Source organism: Flavobacterium sp. B167r (assembly GCF_056824315.1).
Window position 1 is genome coordinate 4377318 of record NZ_CP124859.1, and the last position, 23699, is coordinate 4401016.

Sequence of the window (23699 nt, forward strand, 5' to 3'; positions counted from 1 at the left end):
TCTAAGGTTCTAAGATGCTGAGACACTGAGACACTAAGATTCTAAGTTTTTAGGTTCGTTGCTTTGGAACTCAACTCTTTCACTATTGCTAATTATTGCTGTTTTAGAATCTTGTTCAGTTCTATAACCTCTTCTTGATAACGCGGATATGCCGTTACATTTCTTACACTGTGATTTTCATTGTTTGTTAGACCAACTCCTTCTATTTGTTCAAATGGAGATTGCATAATTAATCCGTTTAGGAGGCAATTTGCAATATATTCTGAATGTGTTTCAAACTTCGGAATTGTGTTTAAATGCTTTATAATAATTGGTTTTAAAATAGCTTTTTGATCTTCAGAAATTCCAGTCATTGGCAAAAAAAGAAGAAACAGATTTGGATATTTTTCGAAAGACAATAATTCTTCTAACGTAAAAAACCAAGCTTCAAAATGTCCGCCTAAGTTTCCTATGTAAATATCATTCAGAAAAAAATTGATTTCATATTCGGCAAACTCAATTACAACATTTAAATTATCATTTATTTTACTCGAAATATATCTTGGATTTTCTTCTATATCATCATAATTGAAAAAAATCCTTTCCCATTCGTAAGCTTCTGTTTCGTTAATTTCTACAACCTCAACAACTTCATCGATATTAATTTCTTCTTTTTCATCATAACCTCGCGACCAGCAGAAATAATATTTCCAAAAAAAGGTATTATTGCTGAGTTCTTCTATTTGTATTGCTGGATTCATAATTACAAATTATCTTGAGGTGTCCACATTCTAAAAAATTTAAACATTTTAGAGTATTCATCCCGTGGTACAAATGCCATACAAACTTCTCGGTTATCTAATGCTGACTCAGTTAAAATAATATGGTCAGGTTCTTTTCCTGCATTTATAAATTCTCTTTCAGAAACCACGCAGACCACTTTTTTAAATATTCCGTTTATCCATTTCTGCATATTTTCGTTTTGCTCAAATTTCCTAAAACAGGCCAAAGATGCGTGGGCAGTTATTACCGGAACCAATTTGTCTGGAACGTCCTGTTTTACTAAAATGTACATTTTCATAATAATCTTATTTCTTTTTTGTAAAATCTTTCAAATACGGAATCGTATATAAATAAATCCTGCCGTTTACAACCGTAAGACAATAACCATCGCGTTTGTGCTGAAGTTCGTTTTCTATTGCCATTTACTTCTTTATAATTTAGTTCGTTTCCCCATATAATAACTGTATTCTTTGTCAAAAGCATAACCTCTTTCGTCGATTACTTTAAAATGAAAATCATTCAGACTCTTCGTTTTAATTATTTTTACCTCATTGCTTATAGTTCTCACAAAATAAGCTTGTTTATCATCTTTGGCATAAAAAGCATTATCGCATTCTAGATAATAAGTTCCGTCTAAACAGGTTTCTAGAATTTTAAAAGTCTTCGGATTGGCATCTTGAATTATTTTTCCTTTAAAAAACACATGGTTTTTATCCATTCCAAGGTTGCCAATTAGTTCTGAATGAGGAATTGTGAAAGATGCTATATCAACATTTTCTACCAAAACCGTGTCTCCAAAATACAGTTTTTCATCTGCAACAGCATAATAATCATTGAGATAATTTGTTTTGCTGAAATCAAAAGGCATTTTATCGCTGTGACGATAATAATTTCCGTTTGAAAAAGCATATCCTTTCCGAACGTCAATCACTTTAAAATCTTGCGGAACAGCATCTTCTAAAATACAAAAACTGCAGAATGCGCTTTGCAGATAAACCTGATTTTTGTCTGCAAAATAGATTGTTGAAGCATAATCATCTTCTGTTTCCGCATTTGTTGCTATAATTTGAAAAGTTTGAAAATCTATTGTTTTATAAAATTTCTTAAATACTTCACTTTCATAAAAAAGAATAAATTCGTTGTCGATGATTTTGTAACCGTAACCTAAATCTTTTTTCATGTTAAATGGATTTTTGTTTCTATTTCATTATTCGTATGATTCTATGTTTAAATCTTACTTAAGTTCATAAACAAAGGGTGGATATCCACCTTCATTGTGCTTCAATTGCGAAGGCTTTCTGAATCTCATGCTTGTCTTTAATTCAAAAATTATGTTTTCCTCTGTACTTTCAATTAAAATCACTTTTACCCATAATGGATATCTATAATTCGACAAAGACAAAAGATCTATAACCTCATCTAGATTAAATTGCTTATTTAGATTTTTCTCTGTTAAAATCCATAATCGAGCAATATCATCCGTTGAATTATACTTTACATTCTCTTCTTTAATTGGAGTTACCGTAAACCGAAGGGCTTTATTTTCTAATTCACTCACCGTTTTTTTCACTGTGAATAATAAATTACTTTTAAACTGTTCTTTATCCATAAAACGCAATTATAATTTAAACGCTTCCAAAAACATTTTACTGTATTATTCTTGCTGCAAAAGTTTGTCAAAAAATTCTCTTTCTGCATCTGTAAGCTGTTTACTAATTTTAGCAAAACCTTCACTTTGTCCGAAAGTGGTGTACATAATACTTTCCCAACAATAATCCGCCATTTCCTGCGGACTATCTCCACTATTTGAATATTCTTTTAAATATTCTTTTAAATCTTCTTCTGTAAAATAATACGAAACGAAATTTTCTTTGCTGTCCAACAATAATTTCAAGCTGTCTTCATTTGTAAAATAAGAAATGAAGGCCTTATGGTGGGGATGTTCCTGCATAGACAAAACGGCATTGATATAGACTTTTATCGATTTTTTGTTTATGCCGAATTTCTCTAAAAATACAGGTGTAAACTTCGCATGAACAGACTGATGTTCTTCGTCAACAGTTTTGTAATAATCTATCAAAGTATCGAAGTGCTTTTCGTCTTGTAATCCTAAAGCAAAAACGGCAAAAGTAGATGGCATTGCACAATTCTCGTCTTCAAGATTGTTGTACCATTCGTATTCTTTTTTTGCCAAATTAATATATTCTAAAATGTCTTTGTGAAGATTTGGATACTTCGAAGCTCCAGCAAAAAGATAATTTTGTCCGCATTTTGGAAGTCCTTTTATTGGGAGCAATTCTTTATTTTTTGAAGAAAAAGCTATTTCAAAACTTTTTGGGAAATCCGTTTTCAAAAGAGTATTGACGAAGTTTAGCGCTTTTCTATAACTTTCTTCTGTTTCTCTAATCAGTTTTATATTGATTGTCGCAAAAACATCATTCGCTTTAGCGGTTAAATCACTGTCTTTGTATGCAATTAATTCTTTTGGAAGATTTCCTGTTCCGTTTTTCTTTAATTCAGCAACTTCATTCGAACCTAATTGAGTTACAATATCAAAATATTCATTTGCAGTAACCGTCGCATAACTTGGTCCGTATTTTATATGAGAAACCGCCAAATAACATAAAAAACTTAAAAGTTCTTTTTCATCCTCATTCAAAACAGGTTTGGATAATTCTATTTCGTTTTTTGGAATAAAAATTCTGTGTGTACTTTTCTGTACGCCATCAAATTTGTTAAAAACCAATTCACGGATTTCTTTTCCTAACGTATAATCATAACTTTTAAATCCGCTAAGGTTTCTCAATTTTTCAACAAATGCTACATATACATCTTTTGAAAACGGTCTCGTTTGGAAAAAATATTGAATTATAGACGACAGCAAAAATTTTTCGCCAGAATTTAACAAATACGGATTTGGATAATCTTTATCCAGCTTCACAGTTCCGTTATTTATAGCTACAATAAATCGTTCTAATAATGCTTCGTTTCCTTCTATTTTTACTAAATAATTTAATTCTCTCATTCTTTATTATTGTCACTTTTTTTATTGATTATGCTTCCTCATCTTCATCCCCTTCCTCATCATCATAAGAAAGATAAGACCAATCAATATCTATACTATCCAAAATCTTGTCAAAACGCTCTTGGTCGCTTGAGCCAATAAAAGCTGCTAGACATTTGTTATTTTGATCGAAAGAAAAACTTACTATATCATAAAACTCATCACTGTAAACCTTCTGATTTTCTCTACTTATTTCTGGAACAAATTTCCAATTGTCCTCAACAAATTTTACAATTTCGGGTTCAATTTCTCCCATATAATTTCCATTATACTGAAGTCCGCCCAAAGTGCCGTTAAAAACTGCCATAAAAAGAAAGAAGTTTTCTGTTGTTTGAGTTTCGATTTCCCAATCCGATTTTTCAATTGTATCGTAATTGCCGTAAACTGGCGGATTGTCTTCTTTTAAATCCTCTTTTTTGATTCCCCAAAAAGCAACATTCTGATTTTCTTCATAAAAAACCAAATAGTCATCCTCAGAAAATCCGATTTCACTATCAGGTTGCAAAAGCCTGTTAAAACTGTAATTAAGGTTTTCTTCTTTCCCTAATTCGAAATAATATTCTTTAAATTTTGAAGGGAGTTTAGTTTCCAATGTTTTCTCAAGTTCGAGAATTTCACTTTCTGAAAATCCGTAGTTTTCATTTTCAGACAGATTGTAAAGGCGTTTAATCTTTTGGATATAATTCATTTTGGGCTTTTAGTTTTACAACTGTGAAAATAGCTAAATAATTATAAGATTGCTACTACTTTTAAAGTTCTTTGTTTTTAAAAATTATTTATATCCAAAATCAAATGTTTTATAAATAGTTGTATTAAATAAGATATTTCATTGGAACATTTTAATTTTATTTTTTGTTACTGATGAAATGTTCCGATTAAAATAGAAATTCATTCTGTTCCAGCGGAACATCTCGTTGGTAACATTTCCTTCCTCCTTGCCAAAACGTCCCAGAGGGACGACTGAAATTATACAATTGGTTCTATAAAAATATACTGCTTATCATAATCCACTTCAAAAGCCTCTAACATTTTATGGTATTCTTCTAAAAAAGTCTTTTTCTCATGATGTTTTTCCTGATTTTGTATATACCTAATTACATTAGAAACATGACTTCTAGAATAGGAAAAAGCACCATAACCTTCCTGCCATGCAAAATGTGAGTTCAATTTTTGTTCCTTTATCCATTTGCTGGTTTCTGTTTTTATATTTTGAATAAGTGCAGCAATTGATTGTGTTGGACGCATTCCAATAAAAATATGGATATGATCGGGCATACTATTTATACAAAGCATTTTATGATTGTTAGATTGAACTATGCCTGTTATATATTTATGTAGCCTGTCTTTCCATTGTTCATTAATTAATCCTTTTCTGTATTTGACTGCGAAAACGAATTGAACATGTATTTGTGTGTATGTATTTGCCATTAAATGAGATGTTCCTACAGAACATTATTCTGTAATAATTATTTTTTCTACCAATAAAATGTTCCTAACGGAACAAATTCAATCTTCTAACTTCTATCTACAAAAATACAAAAAGTAAGATTAAAACTACTTTTAAAGTGTTTTTGTTATTTATTTAATAGTCATGTTTTTTTGACTAATTGACTAGCATCTTAATTCCATTGAACTTTGCAGGAAATTAAAATAACTCGAGAGTACATTTAAGAATTATGAAAATACTGTCGCTACTATTAATCTTGATTTGCAGTATGAGCTGCCAATCGCAAACGAATTCAAAAATGAGTGAAGACAAAACAAATCCGCTACTATGCGATTCTGTGAGCGGAATGTGTGAAATGCCTGTCGGCGAAAAATCGAATGAAAAAACCGCAATTCCAACAGAAAATAAACCTGTAAAAATTATTTATTACACCGATCCAATTTGCTCTTCTTGTTGGGGAATCGAACCTCAGCTTAGAAAATTAAAACTGGAATATGGCGATTATTTTGAAATTGATTACCGAATGGGCGGTTTATTGCCCGATTGGAATTACAACAGCGGCGGAATAAGCAAACCTTCTGATGTAGCGCACCATTGGGATGAAGCGAGTTTGCATTATGAAATGCCAATTGACGGCAATGTTTGGATTGAAGATCCTTTAGATTCTTCTTATCCTTCTTGCATTGCTATGAAAGCGGCTCAAATGCAGAATAAAACAAAAGCGGTTTCTTTTATGCGTATTCTTCGCGAAAAGCTTTATCTCGATAAAAAGAATATTGCAAAATGGGAAAACTTAGCAGAAGCTGCAAAAATCGCTGGTTTGGATGTTCAGAAGTTAAAAGCAGATTATGATGGTGATGCCAAAAAGCTTTTTCAAGAAGATTTAAACTTAGCCAAAACACTTGGTGTAAGAGGCTTCCCTACTTTATTTTTGGCTGATGCCGATAACAACCAATTGACAGTTTATGGTTCTAAACCTTATGCTTCTTATGAAAATGCTTTATTAGCTTTATTTCCTGAAGCCAAAAAGAAAAGCATTAAAAACGAAAATCCGTTAGATTTGTTTGAGATTTTTCCAACATTGTCTCCAAAAGAATATGCTGTGATTTTAGACAAATCGACTTCTGAAGCTACTTCTATTTTAGAAAAATTACATCAGCAAGGTTTATTAGATAAAAAAACAATCAAAAATGGTTCGCTTTACGTTAAAAAATAAATCTTATTGATTGAGAATTTTAAGTCTTTCTCTGTATTTAGCTAGAGCGATTTTATCAATTGGCAAAACAAACGGATTTTCATTAACATCAATCCATTCAAATCTGTTAATATCTGGAGTGCTGATTTTCATCTCTTCAAGATTAGTGATTTTTACGATGTAATAAACCAAGAGAATTTGTCTTCCGTCATCGATAATAGATTCAACAAAATGTTCTTGCGTGTACAAGTGATTTACGATTTCGATTTTTACATTGAGTTCTTCTAAAAATTCTCTGTGAAGACAATCCAGAATGCCTTCGCCAAATTCGACACCTCCTCCTGGAAGTTTACAGAATATTTTGCCTTTGTGGTATTCGTAAAGTGCTAAAATCTTATTATCGTTTTCGCAGATCGCATAGGCTCTTACGTTAAAACTGGAGAGAGGTTTCATAAACAGGAAATCAAAAATTTTAGATGCAAAGCTAAAAATTAAAAAGCCGTAAAGTTTAATTTCTTTACGGCTTTTACTATTTCGTTCTATTTAAAATTTAAATTTCTTTCAAAATCAAATCGGCAACAACATCTATTGCTTGATTGATAATGCTTTCTGGCGTTCCTTTAAATTCATAACGTTTGCCAATTTGTTTCTCTCCCAAAATTATGTGTATAAAAATGGTTCCAACAGGTTTTGATTCACTTTCGCTTCCGCCTGGCGTTGTCAAGCCTGTTAATCCGACACAAATATCAGAATTGATGTAACGGTAAAAGTGTTGCGCCATTAATTTGGTAACTTCTGCAGACTCGGCACTATACGCTTCAATTGTTCCCCACGGAATCTGTAATAAATCTTCTTTCATCGAAGAATGATAACACACAATTCCTCCTATGAGAATTCTTCCAGAATTAAAAACTGTCGAAAACTCATAACACATTTTTCCCGCTGAAGCGCTTTCTGCAAATGCTATTGTTAAGTTCTTTTCTATTAAAGCCTGACAGCATGCCGTTACCTTATCTGATGCCATATTGATTTAAATTTAATTGCACATAATTTCATTTCAAATGTAGATTGTTTCATAATCCTAACTTTATATAATTTCTTACAATATTTACATTATAAGTAACTGTTAATTATGCAACTATAAGGCTTTTTCTTATAAGGTTTCTGATTTATTTGTGTAGTAAATTTGTAAATACAGCTTTTCTTAAGTAACCTATTAATTACAAGCCAAAAAAAAGTAGAAGCCGAAAAAAATGTTACTTAAATGAAAAGTTTTTAGAACACGATTACAGTAAAAATGTAAAGATTATCAAGGTCTTCTTTTGAAGATTCATTATTAGAAATTATTTAGAAAATAACAAATCAAAAAAACACTATTATGGAAAAGCAACATAACCATGATTATGGTCAATTTGATCCTGATTATATCGAACAAAATACACTTGTTGATGGTACTTATTCTAACGAGGATGAGTTTAAACAAGTTTTGAAAAATGATAACCGAGAATTCGGCGAAAGCGATCCTGATCACTACGAGCAAAATACACTAATTGACAATGACAATTATGCACGAGATGAAGATCCGTATCAATATCAGGAAGAATTTATTGAAGATCCTTCTCATCCAAAAGGAGATTTTGAGCCTAATGCCAATATTAAAGCAGAGAATATTCCGAATGAGGAAAGAATCATCAATGAAGATGACGCCATAACAAATGACGATACCGAGGATGATTTAAACGACGAATATGATCCTGATTTAGAGTATGAAAACGAACAGGAAAAAGACGAAGATCTTGACAAAGATGAAGAATTGGATGATTTTGATGCAGAACATTATCCAGAAAATCACCCAAGAGAATAGCGAAAATTATTGTAAATTGTAATGAATTAATCAATTATGACTTTAGTTGTTCAAATTGTTTGGCTTTTTATACTCGCAATTCCAATTGCCTGTATTAGTTGGACTGTTACACATGAAGAAATTTTTAGAGAGCCTCATGAATGGTGTGTCAAACATTCTAAAAATGACAGATACATTTTATCTAGAAAGTTCTTTTACCTTCTTACGTGCGAGTATTGCTTTAGTCATTACGTTACAATTGCCTTTCTGATTATCTGCGATTATAAACTTTTGTTAAATGATTGGAGAGGATATATTTTGGCAGGGTTTTCTCTAGTTTTTATGGCAAATGTTTATATGAGCCTTTTTGCATTATTGCGCCAAGCGATTAAAAAAGAAAAGGTAGAAATTGAAAAAATTGAAAGCGAAACTGACAGCGACAACAGTAAAAATTAAAATAACAATAAAGTAAGTATAATTAAAAAATAAGTTGATATCATGGAGAATTTAAATTTTATAGACCCATTATTACACGGAATCAAACCTGAAAGTAAACAATTAAATCTGTCAGTAAAACAAATGGTATGCGCTGGTGTTGGTGCTCTTGTAGCGTCAGCAGTTTTGAAGAAAACGGGACATCCAAAAGCAAGTGCCCTTGTAGGAAGTATTGCATTACCAATTTTAGCATCGGCTTGCTATAAAAAATACAGTCAAGTTAGCAAAGATAAAATTGATGCTAAATCAAGCATCGGTATCGAATACAACCACTAATCGTTTATAAACTAACATAGAAAGAGCGCTTATTCTAAATAAGCGCTCTTTTTTTATTTTTGAAGCATCAATTTATATTACCTTCAACCCAATTTAATGCTTTATTAAATTCTATTTTTTTATAACCACGGAACTCCCCTGGAACAATATAACTAAATCCGTTTGTAAAAGATATAATTTCTTCTGTATCCGTAACGATTGCAGCTCTGTTCCATTTTCCTAAATGTTTGAGCCCTAAAAGCCCGTCTTCTAACCACGCTCCTGCTGTAAAATTTCTAATATCAGTATCTAAAACCAATAAAAAATTAATTTCATTGATCTGTTTAACTAAATGTTCAACTGCTGGAGTTACTGTAGTCAAAAAATCTTCTTTTGTTACTTCTGCCAATGCTCTAAAGGCAACAATATTATCTGTGGTGTCAATTTGATGTATCATGATTTTATTCTTTGGGTTAATTAAGAGTTTTATTTTAAATTTCTTTTAAAGTATTCAATGCTAACCAAATATACTTATTATAAATCAGATAACACTTACATTTAACTATTCGTTTATTATATTTTTTTAAGATACTTATTAAAGATGCTAAGGTTCTGAGACGCTAAGATTCTAAGTTTTTTTATATCGTACAGATGCACTGCTGTGCATCTAACACAAAGAATTTCCGCAATCAAAGAAACCTTTGTCGCTTTGCGCCTCTGAGCCTTTGTTCCTCAAAAAAAAGTTAGACGCACAGCAGTGCGTCTCTACGGATACTCTTTGCGTGTAAAATTTTTACATTGGTAAAAAATGCACAAAGAGAAAAAAAACTTAGTATCTTAGTATCTCAGAACCTTAGCATCTTAAAAAAAAAGCCCATTTCTACTCGAAACAGGCTTTTTGAAAAAAAAATAAAAAATAAACACACAAGCTTAATTGTAACCTTGATTTTGTTCAAATTCTTTAGTCACGTCGATTGTTGACTGCGGAATTGGGAATACTCTTCTGTATGGTTCTGAAGCTGGCTTTGCTGTTCCTGGAAGATCAAATTTCCCAAAACGGATCATTTGTGGTCTTCTGTACAATTCCCAGTATAATTCGAAACCAATTTCATTATATAAAATCGTTTGATCGATTGAAGTCAAAGCTTTACCTGCAACACTTCCGTATAAAGATTCTCTATTTCTGCTTGTACGCAATTTGTTCAAATCTTCCATTGCTTGACCTGTATTTCCTTTTCTGAAATAAGCCTCAGCTCTCATCGTGTACATTCCTCCTAAACGGAATAATGGAATATCAACATTACTATTTCCGTTTCCTCCTTCTGGATCAAATTCATATTTAAAAATACGCGCTCCTTGATTGATTTCGTTCTGAGCAAAAACAGCCTGAGCAGGATTTTTGAACGTTAAAGAAGGCGTGAAATCCATTCTTGTTGTAGTGCTTTTTTCCATTACTAATGGCGAAACTTTGATACGTCCGTTTACCATTTCTAACGAACCCGATGATAATAAAATTGGTCCGTATTGTGGTCCATACTGAATTCCTCTATTAAAGTGGAACCAAGGTAAATTTGCACTTTTTGGTACGATGTCTGTTGCTGGAACACTAACATCTGTTCCATCATTTTTAAACCAAGTTCCGTCTGCATATTGATATTTCTGCTGAAATCTTGGATCATCGTGATTTCCGTCCCAAGTTGCAAAAAACTCAGGAGTTGTACACGCCGCATTTGTTCCTCTATTTGCTGCAGAAGTTCTTTGGTTACGCTCCATACATACATAAGCGAAGCTGTTTGAACCATTTCTAATGTAATCGATCTTTTGAGAAATAGCAAAAATCAATTCTTTTCCTTTCTCATTATCTCTTGCAAAGTTTTTGAAATAATCGCTTTCTAAAGAATATTTTCCAGAATTAATCAGCAATGAAGTATAATAAATTACACGATCCATGTCTGTTCCTGTTCCAGTTGCAGCCGCTTCATTAAAATTAAAGCTTGAAGCCGTATTAAAACGGTCTTTAAAAACAGCACGGTTTAAATACATCGTTGCTAAGAATCCGTAAGCGGCTTCTTTTGTAAATCTTCCGTGGTGTGTTTGCTGAGTTCCCATTTCTGCTAAATCTGGAATTAAAGCTTCTACATCGGCAATTAATTTATCGATTTGCGTATCTGCTTTTAAAATCTGCAAAGGCGCATTCGGATTCATCGGATCTCTGTATGGAGCTTGTCCGTACAAATCTAAAGTTGTGTATAAATAATACGCTAAAAGTCCTTTCGCTTCCGCTAAAAATAATTTCTTTTCTGGAATTGAACTTTCTTCAACTGACTGAATTGCCGTTAACGAACGCGTAATTCCGTTTGTCAATTTATTCCAGTTATCCACCACAATAGCGTTATCCGATTTCCATGTAAACTCGTGCATATCTCTCCATTTTCCACCGTCTCCCCAGTCACTTCCGCGAGTTGGCAAGATTGCTTCATCTGTAGTATATTCTTGTAAAGAGAAAACACCTCCGTGATCTACAAAAGTTCCGTCTCCCAAACGGTCATAAGCTGCTGCAAGAGCTCCAGCTGGATTTGAAGCATCTTCTCCTAAAACCTCATCCAAAACAACTTCGTCAAGGTTTGTACAGCTTGCAAAAAGCCATATAAAAGAAAATATCGCTAATGTTTTTATATTAAAAATTGTATTTGTCTTCATAATAATTATAGTTTTAAAGTTGCTCCAAAACTGAATGTTCTAGAAGTTGGATAACTTGCATAATCGATTCCGATAGATTGATTTCCTCCGTTTGATTTCGGACTGTTGATTAACGGATCGTAACCTGTGTAATTTGTAATCGTAATTAAGTTCTGACCTGTAACATAAAGCGTTAATCCGTTGATCCAGTTTAATCCTTTTAAGTCAAAGTTGTAACCAATACGAGCTGTATTTAATCTAATGAAATCTGATTTTTCTAAGAATAAGGTAGACAAGATTGGCGAGTTTGCTGCATTTGCTCCAGACTCATAATAACCTGTTGCCACGTTACGATCTGATGCCAAGTTGTTTATGTTTAATGCATTTAAACCTGTATTATTCAACAAATAACCACCAGTTTGTCCGATTATAGAGAACGAGAACGAAAAGTTTTTGTATCTCATATCACTGTTAAATCCGTAGTAGAAAGTTGGAAGCGCGCCTTCGATAATAATTCTGTCGCTATTGTCAATTTTACCATCTCCGTTTTGGTCTTTAAAGACATTTGCTCCGTTTGCATCAAAACCTGTGTGTTCCAATAAATAGAATGATCCAGCTGCATAACCGCTTTTGTAAATATTAGCATTTACACCAGATTGTCCAGGTCCTGAAATTGTTCCTGTTAAGATTTCTGAAACTGGAAGATCTTCAATTTTATTGTTTAAAGTCGCACCGTTCATATCAATATTCCAAGAGAAATTTTTAGTGTCAACTATTTTTGAACCAATCATGAACTCAATACCTTTATTGATGATTTTACCGTCAATATTCGTCCAGATTGTAGTTGTCGGACTCAAAGCTTGAGAGGGAACATTCAAAATAGCATCTGTAGTTGTTTTATTGAAATAATCTAATGTTCCATACAATTTGTCGTTCCATAAATTGAAATCCAAACCTACGTTAAACTGCGTTACAACTTCCCATTTCAAATCTGGATTTGGCGTTCTGTTTACAGAAACTCCATTTACTAGATTCAAATCATCGTATAAATAATACCCATCAGCTCCAGACAATGAATAACTTGCCTGTGTGATTTTATTTTCAACTTCCTGGTTTCCTGTTTGTCCCCAGCTCGCTCTCAATTTTAAATTGTTTAAAGTAGAAGACTCTTTGAAGAAACTTTCATTAGCAATATTCCATCCTAAAGCAAATGATGGAAAATAACCGTATTTATTATTTTTACCAAAACGAGTCGATCCGTCACCTCTCATAGAAGCCGTTAAAAGATACCTGTTATCAAAACCGTAATTTAACCTTCCAAAATAAGACTGCAGCTCATTTTCTTGCGCATAACCCGTTGTACCAGATTGTGTTCCTTTAAAACCAGGATTGATAGATGGAGGAACTCCCTCACCTTGATTAGCGATTCCGTCGATACTGAAGGCCGTTCCCGATCTTTCAAATTTTTGATAAGAGAAACCACCCAAAGCCTCAATTTTATGCTTGTCTAAATTCAAGTTGTAAGTCAAATAATGCTCAACCAAAGAGTTTTTAGAATCCAAATTATTCTGAACATATTTCCCTTTCGGATTCAAATCTGTTAAGTTTGGAAAAATAGTAGTATTTCTTTCAGACATCGATCTGTCGATACCAAGATTCAATTTATACTCTAATCCATTAACAATTCTTAAAGAAGCTTCAAAATTTCCTAAAACTCTCAAAGTACGCGTCTGATCTTCGTAAATACTTAATAAATAAGCTGGATTGTAATGCGCATTCATATTAAAATTGGTATAATTTCCATTCGCATCAAAAACCGAACGCGTTGGATTTGCCATTAAAGTGTGCACCAATAATTGTCCGTTCGAACCTCCGTCATCACTTGTAGGAACTCCGTCATCTTTAGTCTCACTTGCAGTAAGATTAAATTTCAATTTCAAACGCTTATTATCTAAAAATGATTCAGCAGCATTAATTCTTCCTGTCAAACGTTTAAAATTGCTATTTCTAATAATACCTTCCTGATCTAATTGAGATACAGATGCATAATAGTTTCCAGTTTCTGTTTGTTTAGAAAACGCCAGCGAATTACTTTTTGTAATTGCTTCTCTAAAGATCACATCCTGCCAATCTGTATTTCCACCGTGATCAAAAGCTTTATCTGTAATTGCATTTCTATATTGGCCTGCACTTAAGACATCTAATTTATTTGCAACAGTAGAAATTCCTAAAGACGAATCAAAAGTCAACGTTCCATCTCCTTTTGCACCTTTTTTAGTTGTTACTAAAACAACTCCATTCGATCCTCTTGCTCCATAAATAGCAGATGCAGATGCATCTTTTAAAACCGTAATAGATTCTATATCGCTATTATTCAAAAAGTTTAACGGATTTTTTGCTGCAGAACTACCAAAACCAACATTTGTTCCTGACGGACTCACATCGTCATTCGACAACGGTATTCCATCTACAACAAACAAAGGCGTACTTCCGCTTCTGATAGATCCAACTCCACGAATTGTTACGTTTACTCCCGCTCCCGGCTCACCGCTTGTACTAACCACACGCACACCAGCAACTTTTCCTTGAATTAAATTATCTGGCGAAATGCTTACTCCTTGCTTAAAGTTTGCAGCTTCTAATTGTGTAACAGCACCAGTAACATCTTTTTTAGACTGTTTTCCGTAACCTACAATTAAAACCTCATTTAATTCTGAAGTAGTTGGTTCCAATTGAATCGTCATAAAACCAGTCTGAGCAGAAATTGTTTTGCTTTTGTATCCTACGTACGAAATGCTAATTGTTTTTCCTTCTCCAACAGTAAGTTCGAAAACCCCATCAAAATCGGTAACAGTTGAGTTAGAAGTGCTCGTTTCCATTACAGAAGCACCAGGAATTGGCAGATTATTTTCGTCGACGATTTTTCCTTTTACTTTAATTCTGTCTACTGCTTTTGCATTTACCGCTTTTGGTTCGGCAGTTTTCTGAATTAAAACTAATTTTCCGTTAATGTTATAATTGAAATTGGCTTTTTTAGAAAGATCATTCAAAATTTCTGCAACCGATTCTCCATTATAATTTACTGTATAAGTTGTATTATCAGCAATTATAGCTTGACCGTAACTGAATTTATAATCCGTTTGTTGTGTTAATTTTGAAAAAATAGAAACCAAAGTCGCTTTTTCTATTTTATTTGCTACTTTTGACTCTTTTAGCACATTAGTTTTACTGTAGCCGCTCTGAAAGGCAAGTAAAGCCAGAAATAAAAAGACAAAACTTTTTAAATTTAAATAAGAAGGTTTAAAATACATGATTTAAGTAATTGTTTTTACGATGCTTAATTATTAATGGCAGTTGTTCCCGCAACTGCTTTTTTTGTTTTTAATCCACTTTTACTATTTCGCCATAAACTTTGAATTTTAGGTTTGTGATATAATTTATTTGTTCCAAAACATTTTCTAATGTCGCGTCCTTCTTAATGAATACCGTTAACGGCGTTGCTAATACGAGTTCGTTGTTATACTCAAATGAAACTCCATATTTATATTGTAAAATGGCAATAACCTGTTTTAAAGTAGTTTGGTCTAGCGTTACATCTTGATTGTACCAATTCACCAAAAATGCTTTATTAGCCATTTGTTTAGTTAGCTTTTGAGCTTCGAATAAAGCTTCTTGATTAGGCATTAAATCTACGCTCTGCCCTTTTCCAGAAACATTTACTTTCCCGGTTACCACAATTACCTTACAGTGTGATTTTGATAATTGAATGTGAAATGAAGTTCCAACAACTCTGGTTTGGATTTCGCCAGAATGAATAATAAACGGATGCTTTTTGTCTTTGGCAACTTCAAAAAACGCATTTCCTTTTAATAAAGAAACCGTTCTTTTATCGCCTTCAAATTTTTCAGGATACTGAAATGATGAGTTTGCTGCCAGATAAATTTTCGAACCGTCACTTAATTGGATGGATTTGGGAATCGATGACGTTTTAAATGTGATTTGTTTTTGGTTCAAAACATTTGGTTTCAAGAAAAATCCTAAACCAAGTAGAAAAAGAATGCTGGCAGCAGCTATATATTTTAAATAAGGATTGATAGATTTCTTCTTTCCAATTCTTAGTTGAATTTCGTCGTAAATATTTTGAGATTCGATTTCTGGATTTCCCATAAAATCGCTGTTCCATTTTGAATTTTGATATTCGCCAAAAGCAAAATCATGCAATAAATTTTCTTCAGCCGATGAAGTTTTTCCTCGAGAACTTTTATCCAGCAAATATTCTAAACTATGTTTTAATCTTTTTATCATAATACTCATTGTTATGAATAAGTACTAGAAATTCAAAATCGTACTATCGCCGAATATTATGAAAACATCAAGCAAAAGTTATCTTAAAATTTATGATTAAAAAGAACGAATGGAGCCAGCCAAGCCAAGTCTTTTAAGCCTTCGCGAAGTTGTTTTACGGCTGATGAAATCTGATTTTTTACGGTTTGTTTTGAAATTCCAAGTTCGTCTGCAATCTGATCGATCGTCATATCTTGAAATTTATACATTAATAAAACCTCTTTTCTTTTCTCTGGAAGTTTGTCTAATGCAGCATAAAGCAAATCCATAACTTCTGGATCGATAGTCGAAAAATTGTCTATAATGTAGTCTTCGAATTTTTCTTCTAAAATAGTCTTATCAAAACGATTATTCTGATAATGTTTGAAAACCTGATTTTTAACCGCACGAAACAAAAATGGTTCGATTGCATTAATATTCAGTTCTTCTTTTCTTTCCCATAAATCCACAAAAACATCCTGAACAATGTTCTGTGCCAAGTCTTTGTCCTGAGTCATTGTATAAGAAAACGCATTAAGCTTCTTCCAATATTGGTTATACGTTTTCTCAAAAATTTCAGGATTATTCATATGGCAATTACAGGCTTTTTAATACCGTAAAATAATAAAATGAAAAGCCAATGTTTTTTGCCTCAAGGTTATCTTTAAATTAATAAATAAATACTTTTGCTGTAGAAATACTACTTTTTTAAAGCAGAAGCACTAATGACTTTGCGATTTCTTTTTTTTTATCTAACACAAAAATCGACTTCACATTTTAATTTAGTCACTTTCAAAAAATGCAATTTTCTTTTGATGCGTCCCCACTCAACAGTATCAATTACATTTTAGAATTATGAAACAACTTTTATTCACTTTATTATTCGCTGGCGCTTTAAATCTAAGTGCTCAAACGCCGAACAACAATCTGAAAATTAACCAGCTTCAGGTTATCGGATCGCACAACAGTTATCGTCATGCGATCGAAACTGATTTATACAATCTTATTCAAGCCAGAGACACCACTCGTTCTCTTAAAGGCTTGCAATACACTCATATTAGCATTACAGAACAATTAAACAAAGGTTTACGCAATCTGGAAATTGATATTTTTGCTGACGCGAAAGGCGGAAAATATGCGCATCCGAAAGGTTTGGACATCGCTAAATCTGAAGAAGTCTACGACCCAAACGGATTGATGAAAAAACCTGGTTTTAAAGTTTTTCATATGCCAGATATTGATTTTAGAACTTCTGCTTATACATTCAAAATCTGTCTTCAGGAATTAAAAAAATGGTCTGATGCCAATCCTGGACACGTTCCTGTTTTCATCACTTTGGAGCCAAAAGACGGAGATGCGAATTTCTTCGGAACAAAACCAGAAGATTTCACAGCATCAGTTTTTGACGAAATGGACAAAGTGATTCGTAAAGAATTAGGAAAAGACAAACTGATAACGCCAGATATGGTTCGCGGAAAATATAAAACACTAGAAGAAGCTGTTTTAAACAATAATTGGCCAACTTTAAAAGAAGCCAAAGGACGATTTTTATTTTTACTAGATAACAACGGCGCAAAAAGAGATTTGTACGCATTGAATCATCCGTCCCTTAAGGGACGCGCCGTTTTTATTAACGCAGAACCAGGAAAACCAGAAGCCGCGACTTTATTCAGAAACAATGCTGAAGATCCGCAAATAGAAGATTTAGTGAAAAAAGGATATTTAATAAGAACCAGAGCCGATTCTGACACCAAAGAAGCTCGCGCCAACGATTACACACATTTTGAATTGGCTAAAAAATCAGGAGCGCAAATCATCACAACCGATTATTATTTGCCAAGCACTTTCTTCAATTCTCCGTACCAAATTAAGTATGATGATGGAAGTTATGTTAGAAATAATCCTGTGACTGCGCCTTAGATTTTTTATCGTATTTTTTACCGCTAAGAGCGCTAAGGTTTTTTAAGCATAGCTTTGCGAACTTTGCGTTTAAAGAAAACATTTTCAAAAGTTAGAAACACTTATGAACTCGAAATTTACAATATTACGCATACTATTCTTTATTGCTTTCATCAATACTGCATCAGGACAAAAAGTAAAAAACCTCAACGGAACGCAAATCGCTTTTCTATCTGATGTGCATTTACAAGACTTATTTGGAAGCTTTTCAGATTCAGATTATAAAGGCGTTTTAAATCCGAAAACAGGAGAATACGTTTTGGTGCGAACTATGTCGTCGCAACTTCATTCTACTCGAATTTTCAATGAAAATTATTTTGCGTTTATAGCCGCTTTGGAAGATATCGCAAAGCGAAAAATCAAATACGTAGCACTTCCAGGAGATTATACAGATGACGGCCAGCCAATTCACGTTCGCGGATTAGCCAAAATATTAGATCAATACAGTAAAAAATACGGAATAGAATTCTTCATCACCACAGGAAATCACGATCCCGTTGGGCCTTTCGCTCAAGAATCTGGAAAAGAAGATTTCTTAGGAAAAGAAGGTAAAAGTCAACCCATTTTTAGCAAAGAAGGCCTTTATAAGCCCAATTTAAACATCGAACAGCCCGTAGTTGTTACCGCCGATATTGCTAAAATGGGTTATTTAGGAATCACCGATCAGCTTCAGAATTTTGGTTTTCATCCAAACAAAAAATACAAATTCTGGGCGACTCCGTTCTCTCCTTATACGGGAGAAAATTATACATTCGAAAAAGCTTTAGAAAGCGCTAAATTAGAAAATCGCGTGTATGAAGTCGCACCAGGTTATGAAGTTCCAGACGCGAGTTATGTCGTAGAACCAATCGACGGAATTTGGTTAATGGCCATTGACGGAAATGTTTATATCCCGAAGAAAAATGCTTCTACTGAGAAAGACTCTAAAAATTACAGCGAAGCAAGTACAGGTTATAATAATGTGCTTTCGAACAAAAAACATTTAATTAAATGGGTTGAAGATATTTCGGCTCAAGCCAAAAAACAAGGAAAAACTTTAATCGCTTTCAGTCATTTTCCAATGATTGATTTTAATGATGACGCTTCCGCGGAAATAAAAGAACTTCTTGGTCCGAACAAATGGCAATTGAACCGTGTTCCCGTTGAAGAAGTGGCGCAAGTTTTTGCAGATGCCGGATTGAAGATTCATTTTGGAGGTCACATGCACATTAACGATACAGGCGTGAGAACTTCTCCAAAAGGAAATACTTTGGTTAATATCCAAACACCATCTTTGGCTGCTTATATTCCTGCTTATAAATTATTGACTTTCAAGAAAGATAATCTTGTAGATATTCAAACGATTACTATTGATGATGTTCCGAGATACAACGAACTTTTCGATTTATATAAAATGGAATATCAGTTTTTGGAAAGTCAGAAAACGCAAGACATTTGGAATATTGATATTTTAAAAACAAAAAACTATCACGATTTTACCGATTTCCATTTGAAAGAATTAGTTCGTCTTCGTTTCTTAAAGGACGATTGGCCTTCAGCTTTCAAAGATTTTATATTGAATGTTTCTGCGAAAGATTTACTGGTTTTGGCTAATCTAAAATCAGATAAAGATTTTGATTTTATTCTAAAAAACAAAGAACAATTTAAAAAAGAATGGAACGATGCTGAAGCAAAATCTGAGAAAGTTCTAGCTCAAAATAATCTCAAAAAAGATAATTTTAATTGGACAGGTTATGATCTTCTAGTAGATTTTTATCGATTCAGAAGCGCCGATGAATTAGCCTTGGCCGATGTCGGAACTCAAAGAGCAAAAGAATATAAAGTTTTATCTAATTTATTTTTAGAAGGTTCTAAAGCCGATCTTTTAAAAGACAATCCGATGCAAAAACAGATAAAATTATTCCTTATTATTTTTAACAAATTCATGCACGAAGTCCCAGCAGATCATTTTTCAGTTGATTTGAAAAATGGTGATGTTAAAAGCTTGAAATAAATTTTTTACTCGTTTTTTTATACCACAAAGTTCGCAAAGCTTATTCAGAAAGCTTTGCGAACTTTTCTATTTTATAAAATTTAGCTTAAAAAGAACTTTCCTATCTCTTCATTCCCGATAGCTATCGTTTTCTTTAATGTCCTATTTTGATATAAAAATAACTTTTTGGATCTAGTTTTTATTTTTTGTAGATATATTTTTACAAATAAAACTAACTAAACGCCTATAAAAATGTCAAAATTCACAGAACAGGTTCATATCTCCATAGAAGGTTTTACCCAAAATGTCATTTATTACAACTTCGAGTTGTCCCAAAAAATGGCAGACCACCATTATTTCTCTTTCTTCTGGCAATACACTGGAAAACCAATCATTGCGCCTCAAGATCAGGAAAAAGCATTCAGTAGCTATATTGGAAGCGAGGTGATTTTCACTTTTAAGGTAAAAGGCATCCGCCTTATGTCTAAAGGAAGAATTACAAAATTGGGCTCAGTCGATCTGAACGGAAGTCCCGCCGGACTGCACGTAACAGGAACAAGCCATACCATTGCAATTGCTGATATGCCAAAATCCAGAATCTTTCATGAAAAGAACCTCCAACAGATCGGACTCGAAATTCTTGCGGAAGAAAATTCAGGAGAATTTTATCAGAGGGAAGCCATTACCCCTACTTATACGAAGGAATTCAAATACAAGACACAGTATAATGAGACAAGCTTCGATTTCCTTAAACGACTTTCTGCCCGTTATGCCCAATGGTTTTATTTTGATGGAATGCGCATGCAGTTTGGCAAGATTAAAAACACAGAAATAAAGCTAATAAACGAATCGTCGCTGCATCACTTCAGCATCGAAGCCAAGCTGGTTTCGCATAAAACCTCGTTCAGCGGCTATGATTATAATAATGCGTCTGCCATAAAAAACGGTGCCGAAAAAACCTCAGAAGGAAGCCAAGACCGATTTGCATCCCTTGCCGTTTTTAAACAGCCTTACATTGTAAGGCCTGGACTAGAAAACGCCGAATACACTAGCAATGCAAAAAATAAGGAGGAAATTGATGAAATGGTAAAAATGCAGACCGCTGGACGCGATGCCAACAGCATATTCTACAGTGGAACCTCTTACCTGCCCTTAGGTTTGGGACAGACCTTTTATATTCAAAATAAAAATGTAGAACATCATCTGCTGGCTATTGAAATTGTCCACCACTCTGAAGTGAATGGAAATTACACCTGTGTGTTCAAAGCCATTCCTGCCGACGTTGCGGCGCCGCACTACACAGACGTAAACGCATTTGCTCCCGCAGAAAGCCAGCCTGCAAAAGTAATTGACAATAACGATCCCGAAAAAATGGGGCGTATTAAAGTGGAGTTCTTCTGGAGCGGCTGGTCATGCAAAAGCGGCTGGATGCGTGTGGTTCAGCATTATGCAGGCTCAGGAAAAGGCCTTTATTTCAGGCCAGAAATCGGCGAAGAAGTGCAGATAAGCTTTGAAGGAGGCAATTCCGACTGCCCTTATGTGTCCGGCACCTATTACAACGGAAAAGAAATGCCTGAGTTTTTTGATGAGAAGAACAGCATCAAAGGGTGGAAACTCCGTTTTGGTCAACTCTTCAAATTTGCGGAAAAAATTGGCATCTGGCTTTCTGATCCTAGTGGGAATGAATTGCATATGAACGAACAGACTAGAAGCACTACTCTGACTGTGCCAGAAACTTTTACAATCAACTGCAAGAATTTTGTAATAAATGTCGAAGAAAATATGACAACTAATGTTATCGTAAGTAAAAATGATACGGTTGGTTTAAATCACACTGAAAAAATAGGAGGAATTAAAGAGCTTGGCGTTACAGGTGATTTTAATGCTGTCATTGAAGGAAAATATTTTGAACACATTAAAGGAGACTTAGAGTCGACAACTGAAAAGGAAAGGCATGAAAGCGGGAAAGAGGGATTTACTAATAATAGCGAAAAAAGCATAAACAAAAATGCCCAAAATGGAATACAAAACAATAGTAGCGAAAAAACTAGGCAAAACTAAAAAGATATGAGTAGAATAAGAATTGTTGAGGGAACAATAACCAAAAATACAGGTGGTGACCATTATATCTATTCCGAAGGAAATATTGTTTTTAACGCTGGTCAATATATTAATGAAAACGCTCCAGATTATACTTATGGCGACCCAATAAAGCCTACTTTTATGAATGAAAAAGAAAACGATAAAAATTTAGTTTTAGAAATAAAAAGATTAACAAATTATGAAATTGATTTATTTGAAACAGCTATAGTTGAAGTAATAAAATTTAAAAAATCACCAACTTCCAAAGATAAAAACGCGGTTAATTGGTTAATAGATTATGGAAGTAGTCAACAAGAGATCAAAACTAAAAAAGAAAAATTAAATTTATACATTGGAGATAAAAATTGTTATAACTCTGAATTTAAGATTTTTGCTTATATTCAAAAATTAAATAATGAATTATTTGTTAAAGTAAAAGTTAGAGAGATAGAGGTTGTTTCCAGAAAAGATTGGAATGCCAGACAAGAACAAACAGGGGCAAATTATTCTTATGAAAGAATTACTACTCCTTTAGTTGAATATTATGATACAATAGTAATACATCACTCAGGAAATGCAAAACATTTTCCATCTGTTAAAGATATTCAAAATGAACACATGGATGATATGGAAAAAGCTGATATTGGTTACCACTTTGCCATTGATAATGCAGGTAAAATCTATGAAGGCCGACCAATAAATATAAAAGGTGCTCATGTTGACAAAGCTAATACAGGAAAAATTGGAATAGTGCTGTTAGGTGATTTAAGTACTGATAACAAGGGAATAAATAAAGGTATATTTGGTAGAATAAAACTCAATATAGAAATTGAAGATGGAGATGATTATATAACCGATAAAATGGAGAAGTCATTATTGAGACTTTGCATTCATTTAGATCAATTATATAAAATTGATTTCGTTGGTGGTCACATGGAAATTGCATCAAGTTCTAATACTGACGAAAGGTATTGTCCCGGAAATTTAACAATGGCAAAAATAGACAATTGGAGAAAAATTTTAGATAAGAAGAAACCATGATAAAATTTAAAATAAGCTTATCAATTATGATTGGACTATTAGCATGGTTATTTATCGGAATTATAAACAAAAGTCAAGAATATTATGAGCCTGAACTTTGTTTAAAATATCCCACATTTCAAATAAAATTTAACAAACCATATTTACCGGAAAATTCAGGAATAAATAAAACGGATACGAAAACTAAAAGCGAATATACTTCCTATACAAAAAATTATGACCTTAGTGAGAAATTAGGGTACATAGGTGCAATTCTTCCTTTTATAATCTTGCAATTTTTTTTAAGTTTCCTTTTAACTAAGTTCATTCCAAAATATTCTTTTAGTTTATTTCTTATTGATCTTCTTCTATTCATAATTTCATTTTCATTTTTATGTTTCTTTTTAACACTAGGCTTTTTCTACTATAAGAACATTGTTTTATATGTTTTAGGAATATTGATTTTTAATTTAGCTTTTAATTTTTTTTTGAGAAATTTTATTCTAAAAAACTTTAAAAAACGACTTTTAAAATAACCCGATAGCGCGGATTTGCAATCCGTGCCCCGCCGCTAGCGCAAGCGTCCCGCTCGTGATATTTGGA

The 23699-nt window shown here is 33.1% G+C and carries 23 protein-coding genes; 9 read left to right on the top strand and 14 right to left on the bottom strand.

Annotated elements, in window-relative coordinates:
* Nucleotides 1-92 precede the first annotated feature (92 nt).
* The 7 genes from QLQ96_RS19250 to tnpA form a co-directional block, all read right to left on the bottom strand.
* Complete coding sequence (locus tag QLQ96_RS19250; protein WP_482492588.1) at nucleotides 93-740, bottom strand: Imm19 family immunity protein; 648 nt, start codon at nucleotides 738-740, stop codon at nucleotides 93-95.
* 2 nt (nucleotides 741-742) lie between these two features.
* Nucleotides 743-1060: a hypothetical protein gene (locus tag QLQ96_RS19255; RefSeq protein ID WP_379700598.1), complete on the bottom strand. Its 318-nt coding sequence runs from the start codon at nucleotides 1058-1060 to the stop codon at nucleotides 743-745.
* A gap of 132 nt (nucleotides 1061-1192) precedes the next feature.
* Nucleotides 1193-1942 (bottom strand): DKNYY domain-containing protein, encoded by a 750-nt coding sequence (locus tag QLQ96_RS19260; RefSeq protein WP_482492590.1) that lies wholly within the window; start codon nucleotides 1940-1942, stop codon nucleotides 1193-1195.
* Nucleotides 1943-1996: 54 nt separating this feature from the next.
* Nucleotides 1997-2371, bottom strand: coding sequence for a hypothetical protein (locus QLQ96_RS19265; protein ID WP_482492591.1), 375 nt, complete (start codon nucleotides 2369-2371; stop codon nucleotides 1997-1999).
* Between the two features lie 45 nt (nucleotides 2372-2416).
* Nucleotides 2417-3787: a DUF6138 family protein gene (locus QLQ96_RS19270; RefSeq protein ID WP_482492593.1), complete on the bottom strand. Its 1371-nt coding sequence runs from the start codon at nucleotides 3785-3787 to the stop codon at nucleotides 2417-2419.
* A gap of 28 nt (nucleotides 3788-3815) precedes the next feature.
* Entirely contained in the window at nucleotides 3816-4514 is a 699-nt protein-coding gene (locus QLQ96_RS19275) for an SMI1/KNR4 family protein (RefSeq protein ID WP_482492595.1), read from the bottom strand.
* Between the two features lie 278 nt (nucleotides 4515-4792).
* Nucleotides 4793-5254, bottom strand: a complete 462-nt coding sequence (gene tnpA, locus QLQ96_RS19280; protein WP_482492597.1) for an IS200/IS605 family transposase — start codon at nucleotides 5252-5254, stop codon at nucleotides 4793-4795.
* Nucleotides 5255-5571: 317 nt separating this feature from the next.
* On the opposite strand from tnpA, the gene QLQ96_RS19285 reads away from it, so the two are divergent.
* Nucleotides 5572-6489, top strand: a complete 918-nt coding sequence (locus QLQ96_RS19285; protein ID WP_482492599.1) for a DsbA family protein — start codon at nucleotides 5572-5574, stop codon at nucleotides 6487-6489.
* A 3-nt stretch (nucleotides 6490-6492) separates the two neighbouring features.
* Here the strand turns inward: QLQ96_RS19285 and QLQ96_RS19290 are convergent, their stop codons facing one another.
* Nucleotides 6493-6921, bottom strand: a complete 429-nt coding sequence (locus QLQ96_RS19290) for an NUDIX domain-containing protein (RefSeq protein ID WP_482492600.1) — start codon at nucleotides 6919-6921, stop codon at nucleotides 6493-6495.
* A gap of 97 nt (nucleotides 6922-7018) precedes the next feature.
* Nucleotides 7019-7492 carry a CinA family protein gene (locus QLQ96_RS19295; protein ID WP_482492602.1) on the bottom strand — a complete coding sequence of 158 codons (474 nt, stop codon included), beginning with the start codon at nucleotides 7490-7492 and terminating at the stop codon, nucleotides 7019-7021.
* 354 nt (nucleotides 7493-7846) lie between these two features.
* Here QLQ96_RS19295 and QLQ96_RS19300 point away from each other — a divergent pair, with 354 nt between their 5' ends.
* The 3 genes from QLQ96_RS19300 to QLQ96_RS19310 are packed head-to-tail and all read left to right on the top strand — an operon-like array spanning nucleotide 7847 to nucleotide 9082.
* On the top strand, nucleotides 7847-8332 hold the full coding sequence (locus QLQ96_RS19300) for a hypothetical protein (RefSeq protein ID WP_482492603.1): 486 nt from the start codon (nucleotides 7847-7849) through the stop codon (nucleotides 8330-8332).
* Between the two features lie 36 nt (nucleotides 8333-8368).
* A complete protein-coding gene (locus QLQ96_RS19305) occupies nucleotides 8369-8767 on the top strand; it encodes a hypothetical protein (protein WP_482492604.1) in 399 nt (132 codons plus the stop codon).
* A 42-nt stretch (nucleotides 8768-8809) separates the two neighbouring features.
* The gene (locus tag QLQ96_RS19310) at nucleotides 8810-9082 is read left to right on the top strand and encodes a PrgI family protein (protein WP_482492606.1); all 273 of its coding nucleotides are present in this window, start codon (nucleotides 8810-8812) and stop codon (nucleotides 9080-9082) included.
* 67 nt (nucleotides 9083-9149) lie between these two features.
* Here the strand turns inward: QLQ96_RS19310 and QLQ96_RS19315 are convergent, their stop codons facing one another.
* The 5 genes from QLQ96_RS19315 to QLQ96_RS19335 all read right to left on the bottom strand — a co-directional run bounded on the left by QLQ96_RS19315 (nucleotide 9150) and on the right by QLQ96_RS19335 (nucleotide 16653).
* On the bottom strand, nucleotides 9150-9518 hold the full coding sequence (locus tag QLQ96_RS19315) for a SpoIIAA family protein (protein ID WP_482492608.1): 369 nt from the start codon (nucleotides 9516-9518) through the stop codon (nucleotides 9150-9152).
* 473 nt (nucleotides 9519-9991) lie between these two features.
* Nucleotides 9992-11761: a RagB/SusD family nutrient uptake outer membrane protein gene (locus tag QLQ96_RS19320; RefSeq protein WP_482492609.1), complete on the bottom strand. Its 1770-nt coding sequence runs from the start codon at nucleotides 11759-11761 to the stop codon at nucleotides 9992-9994.
* 5 nt (nucleotides 11762-11766) lie between these two features.
* A complete protein-coding gene (locus QLQ96_RS19325; protein WP_482492611.1) occupies nucleotides 11767-15051 on the bottom strand; it encodes a SusC/RagA family TonB-linked outer membrane protein in 3285 nt (1094 codons plus the stop codon).
* Nucleotides 15052-15121: 70 nt separating this feature from the next.
* Entirely contained in the window at nucleotides 15122-16045 is a 924-nt protein-coding gene (locus tag QLQ96_RS19330; protein ID WP_482492613.1) for a FecR family protein, read from the bottom strand.
* Between the two features lie 83 nt (nucleotides 16046-16128).
* Nucleotides 16129-16653, bottom strand: a complete 525-nt coding sequence (locus QLQ96_RS19335) for an RNA polymerase sigma-70 factor (RefSeq protein WP_482492614.1) — start codon at nucleotides 16651-16653, stop codon at nucleotides 16129-16131.
* A gap of 265 nt (nucleotides 16654-16918) precedes the next feature.
* On the opposite strand from QLQ96_RS19335, the gene QLQ96_RS19340 reads away from it, so the two are divergent.
* From QLQ96_RS19340 to QLQ96_RS19360, 5 genes are all read left to right on the top strand, one after another.
* A complete protein-coding gene (locus tag QLQ96_RS19340; RefSeq protein ID WP_482492615.1) occupies nucleotides 16919-17983 on the top strand; it encodes a phosphatidylinositol-specific phospholipase C1-like protein in 1065 nt (354 codons plus the stop codon).
* Between the two features lie 103 nt (nucleotides 17984-18086).
* Nucleotides 18087-20015, top strand: a complete 1929-nt coding sequence (locus QLQ96_RS19345; RefSeq protein WP_482492616.1) for a metallophosphoesterase family protein — start codon at nucleotides 18087-18089, stop codon at nucleotides 20013-20015.
* Between the two features lie 318 nt (nucleotides 20016-20333).
* A complete protein-coding gene (locus QLQ96_RS19350; protein WP_482492617.1) occupies nucleotides 20334-22055 on the top strand; it encodes a type VI secretion system Vgr family protein in 1722 nt (573 codons plus the stop codon).
* Between the two features lie 6 nt (nucleotides 22056-22061).
* Nucleotides 22062-23117 carry a peptidoglycan recognition protein family protein gene (locus QLQ96_RS19355; RefSeq protein WP_482492619.1) on the top strand — a complete coding sequence of 352 codons (1056 nt, stop codon included), beginning with the start codon at nucleotides 22062-22064 and terminating at the stop codon, nucleotides 23115-23117.
* A gap of 26 nt (nucleotides 23118-23143) precedes the next feature.
* Nucleotides 23144-23632: a hypothetical protein gene (locus QLQ96_RS19360; RefSeq protein ID WP_482492621.1), complete on the top strand. Its 489-nt coding sequence runs from the start codon at nucleotides 23144-23146 to the stop codon at nucleotides 23630-23632.
* Nucleotides 23633-23699 lie beyond the last annotated feature (67 nt).

Bases quoted from the DNA above. Each gene is read 5' to 3' on its own strand.
- QLQ96_RS19255 (WP_379700598.1), bottom strand. From the start codon at position 1,060: ATGAAAATGTACATTTTAGTAAAACAGGACGTTCCAGACAAATTGGTT.
- tnpA (WP_482492597.1), bottom strand. From the start codon at position 5,254: ATGGCAAATACATACACACAAATACATGTTCAATTCGTTTTCGCAGTC.
- QLQ96_RS19325 (WP_482492611.1), bottom strand. From the start codon at position 15,051: ATGTATTTTAAACCTTCTTATTTAAATTTAAAAAGTTTTGTCTTTTTA.
- QLQ96_RS19275 (WP_482492595.1), bottom strand. From the start codon at position 4,514: ATGAATTATATCCAAAAGATTAAACGCCTTTACAATCTGTCTGAAAAT.
- QLQ96_RS19330 (WP_482492613.1), bottom strand. From the start codon at position 16,045: ATGATAAAAAGATTAAAACATAGTTTAGAATATTTGCTGGATAAAAGT.
- QLQ96_RS19250 (WP_482492588.1), bottom strand. From the start codon at position 740: ATGAATCCAGCAATACAAATAGAAGAACTCAGCAATAATACCTTTTTT.
- QLQ96_RS19310 (WP_482492606.1), top strand. From the start codon at position 8,810: ATGGAGAATTTAAATTTTATAGACCCATTATTACACGGAATCAAACCT.
- QLQ96_RS19290 (WP_482492600.1), bottom strand. From the start codon at position 6,921: ATGAAACCTCTCTCCAGTTTTAACGTAAGAGCCTATGCGATCTGCGAA.
- QLQ96_RS19355 (WP_482492619.1), top strand. From the start codon at position 22,062: ATGAGTAGAATAAGAATTGTTGAGGGAACAATAACCAAAAATACAGGT.
- QLQ96_RS19315 (WP_482492608.1), bottom strand. From the start codon at position 9,518: ATGATACATCAAATTGACACCACAGATAATATTGTTGCCTTTAGAGCA.
- QLQ96_RS19305 (WP_482492604.1), top strand. From the start codon at position 8,369: ATGACTTTAGTTGTTCAAATTGTTTGGCTTTTTATACTCGCAATTCCA.
- QLQ96_RS19335 (WP_482492614.1), bottom strand. From the start codon at position 16,653: ATGAATAATCCTGAAATTTTTGAGAAAACGTATAACCAATATTGGAAG.
- QLQ96_RS19300 (WP_482492603.1), top strand. From the start codon at position 7,847: ATGGAAAAGCAACATAACCATGATTATGGTCAATTTGATCCTGATTAT.
- QLQ96_RS19270 (WP_482492593.1), bottom strand. From the start codon at position 3,787: ATGAGAGAATTAAATTATTTAGTAAAAATAGAAGGAAACGAAGCATTA.
- QLQ96_RS19345 (WP_482492616.1), top strand. From the start codon at position 18,087: ATGAACTCGAAATTTACAATATTACGCATACTATTCTTTATTGCTTTC.
- QLQ96_RS19360 (WP_482492621.1), top strand. From the start codon at position 23,144: ATGATTGGACTATTAGCATGGTTATTTATCGGAATTATAAACAAAAGT.
- QLQ96_RS19340 (WP_482492615.1), top strand. From the start codon at position 16,919: ATGAAACAACTTTTATTCACTTTATTATTCGCTGGCGCTTTAAATCTA.
- QLQ96_RS19260 (WP_482492590.1), bottom strand. From the start codon at position 1,942: ATGAAAAAAGATTTAGGTTACGGTTACAAAATCATCGACAACGAATTT.
- QLQ96_RS19295 (WP_482492602.1), bottom strand. From the start codon at position 7,492: ATGGCATCAGATAAGGTAACGGCATGCTGTCAGGCTTTAATAGAAAAG.
- QLQ96_RS19265 (WP_482492591.1), bottom strand. From the start codon at position 2,371: ATGGATAAAGAACAGTTTAAAAGTAATTTATTATTCACAGTGAAAAAA.
- QLQ96_RS19320 (WP_482492609.1), bottom strand. From the start codon at position 11,761: ATGAAGACAAATACAATTTTTAATATAAAAACATTAGCGATATTTTCT.
- QLQ96_RS19285 (WP_482492599.1), top strand. From the start codon at position 5,572: ATGAGTGAAGACAAAACAAATCCGCTACTATGCGATTCTGTGAGCGGA.
- QLQ96_RS19350 (WP_482492617.1), top strand. From the start codon at position 20,334: ATGGCAGACCACCATTATTTCTCTTTCTTCTGGCAATACACTGGAAAA.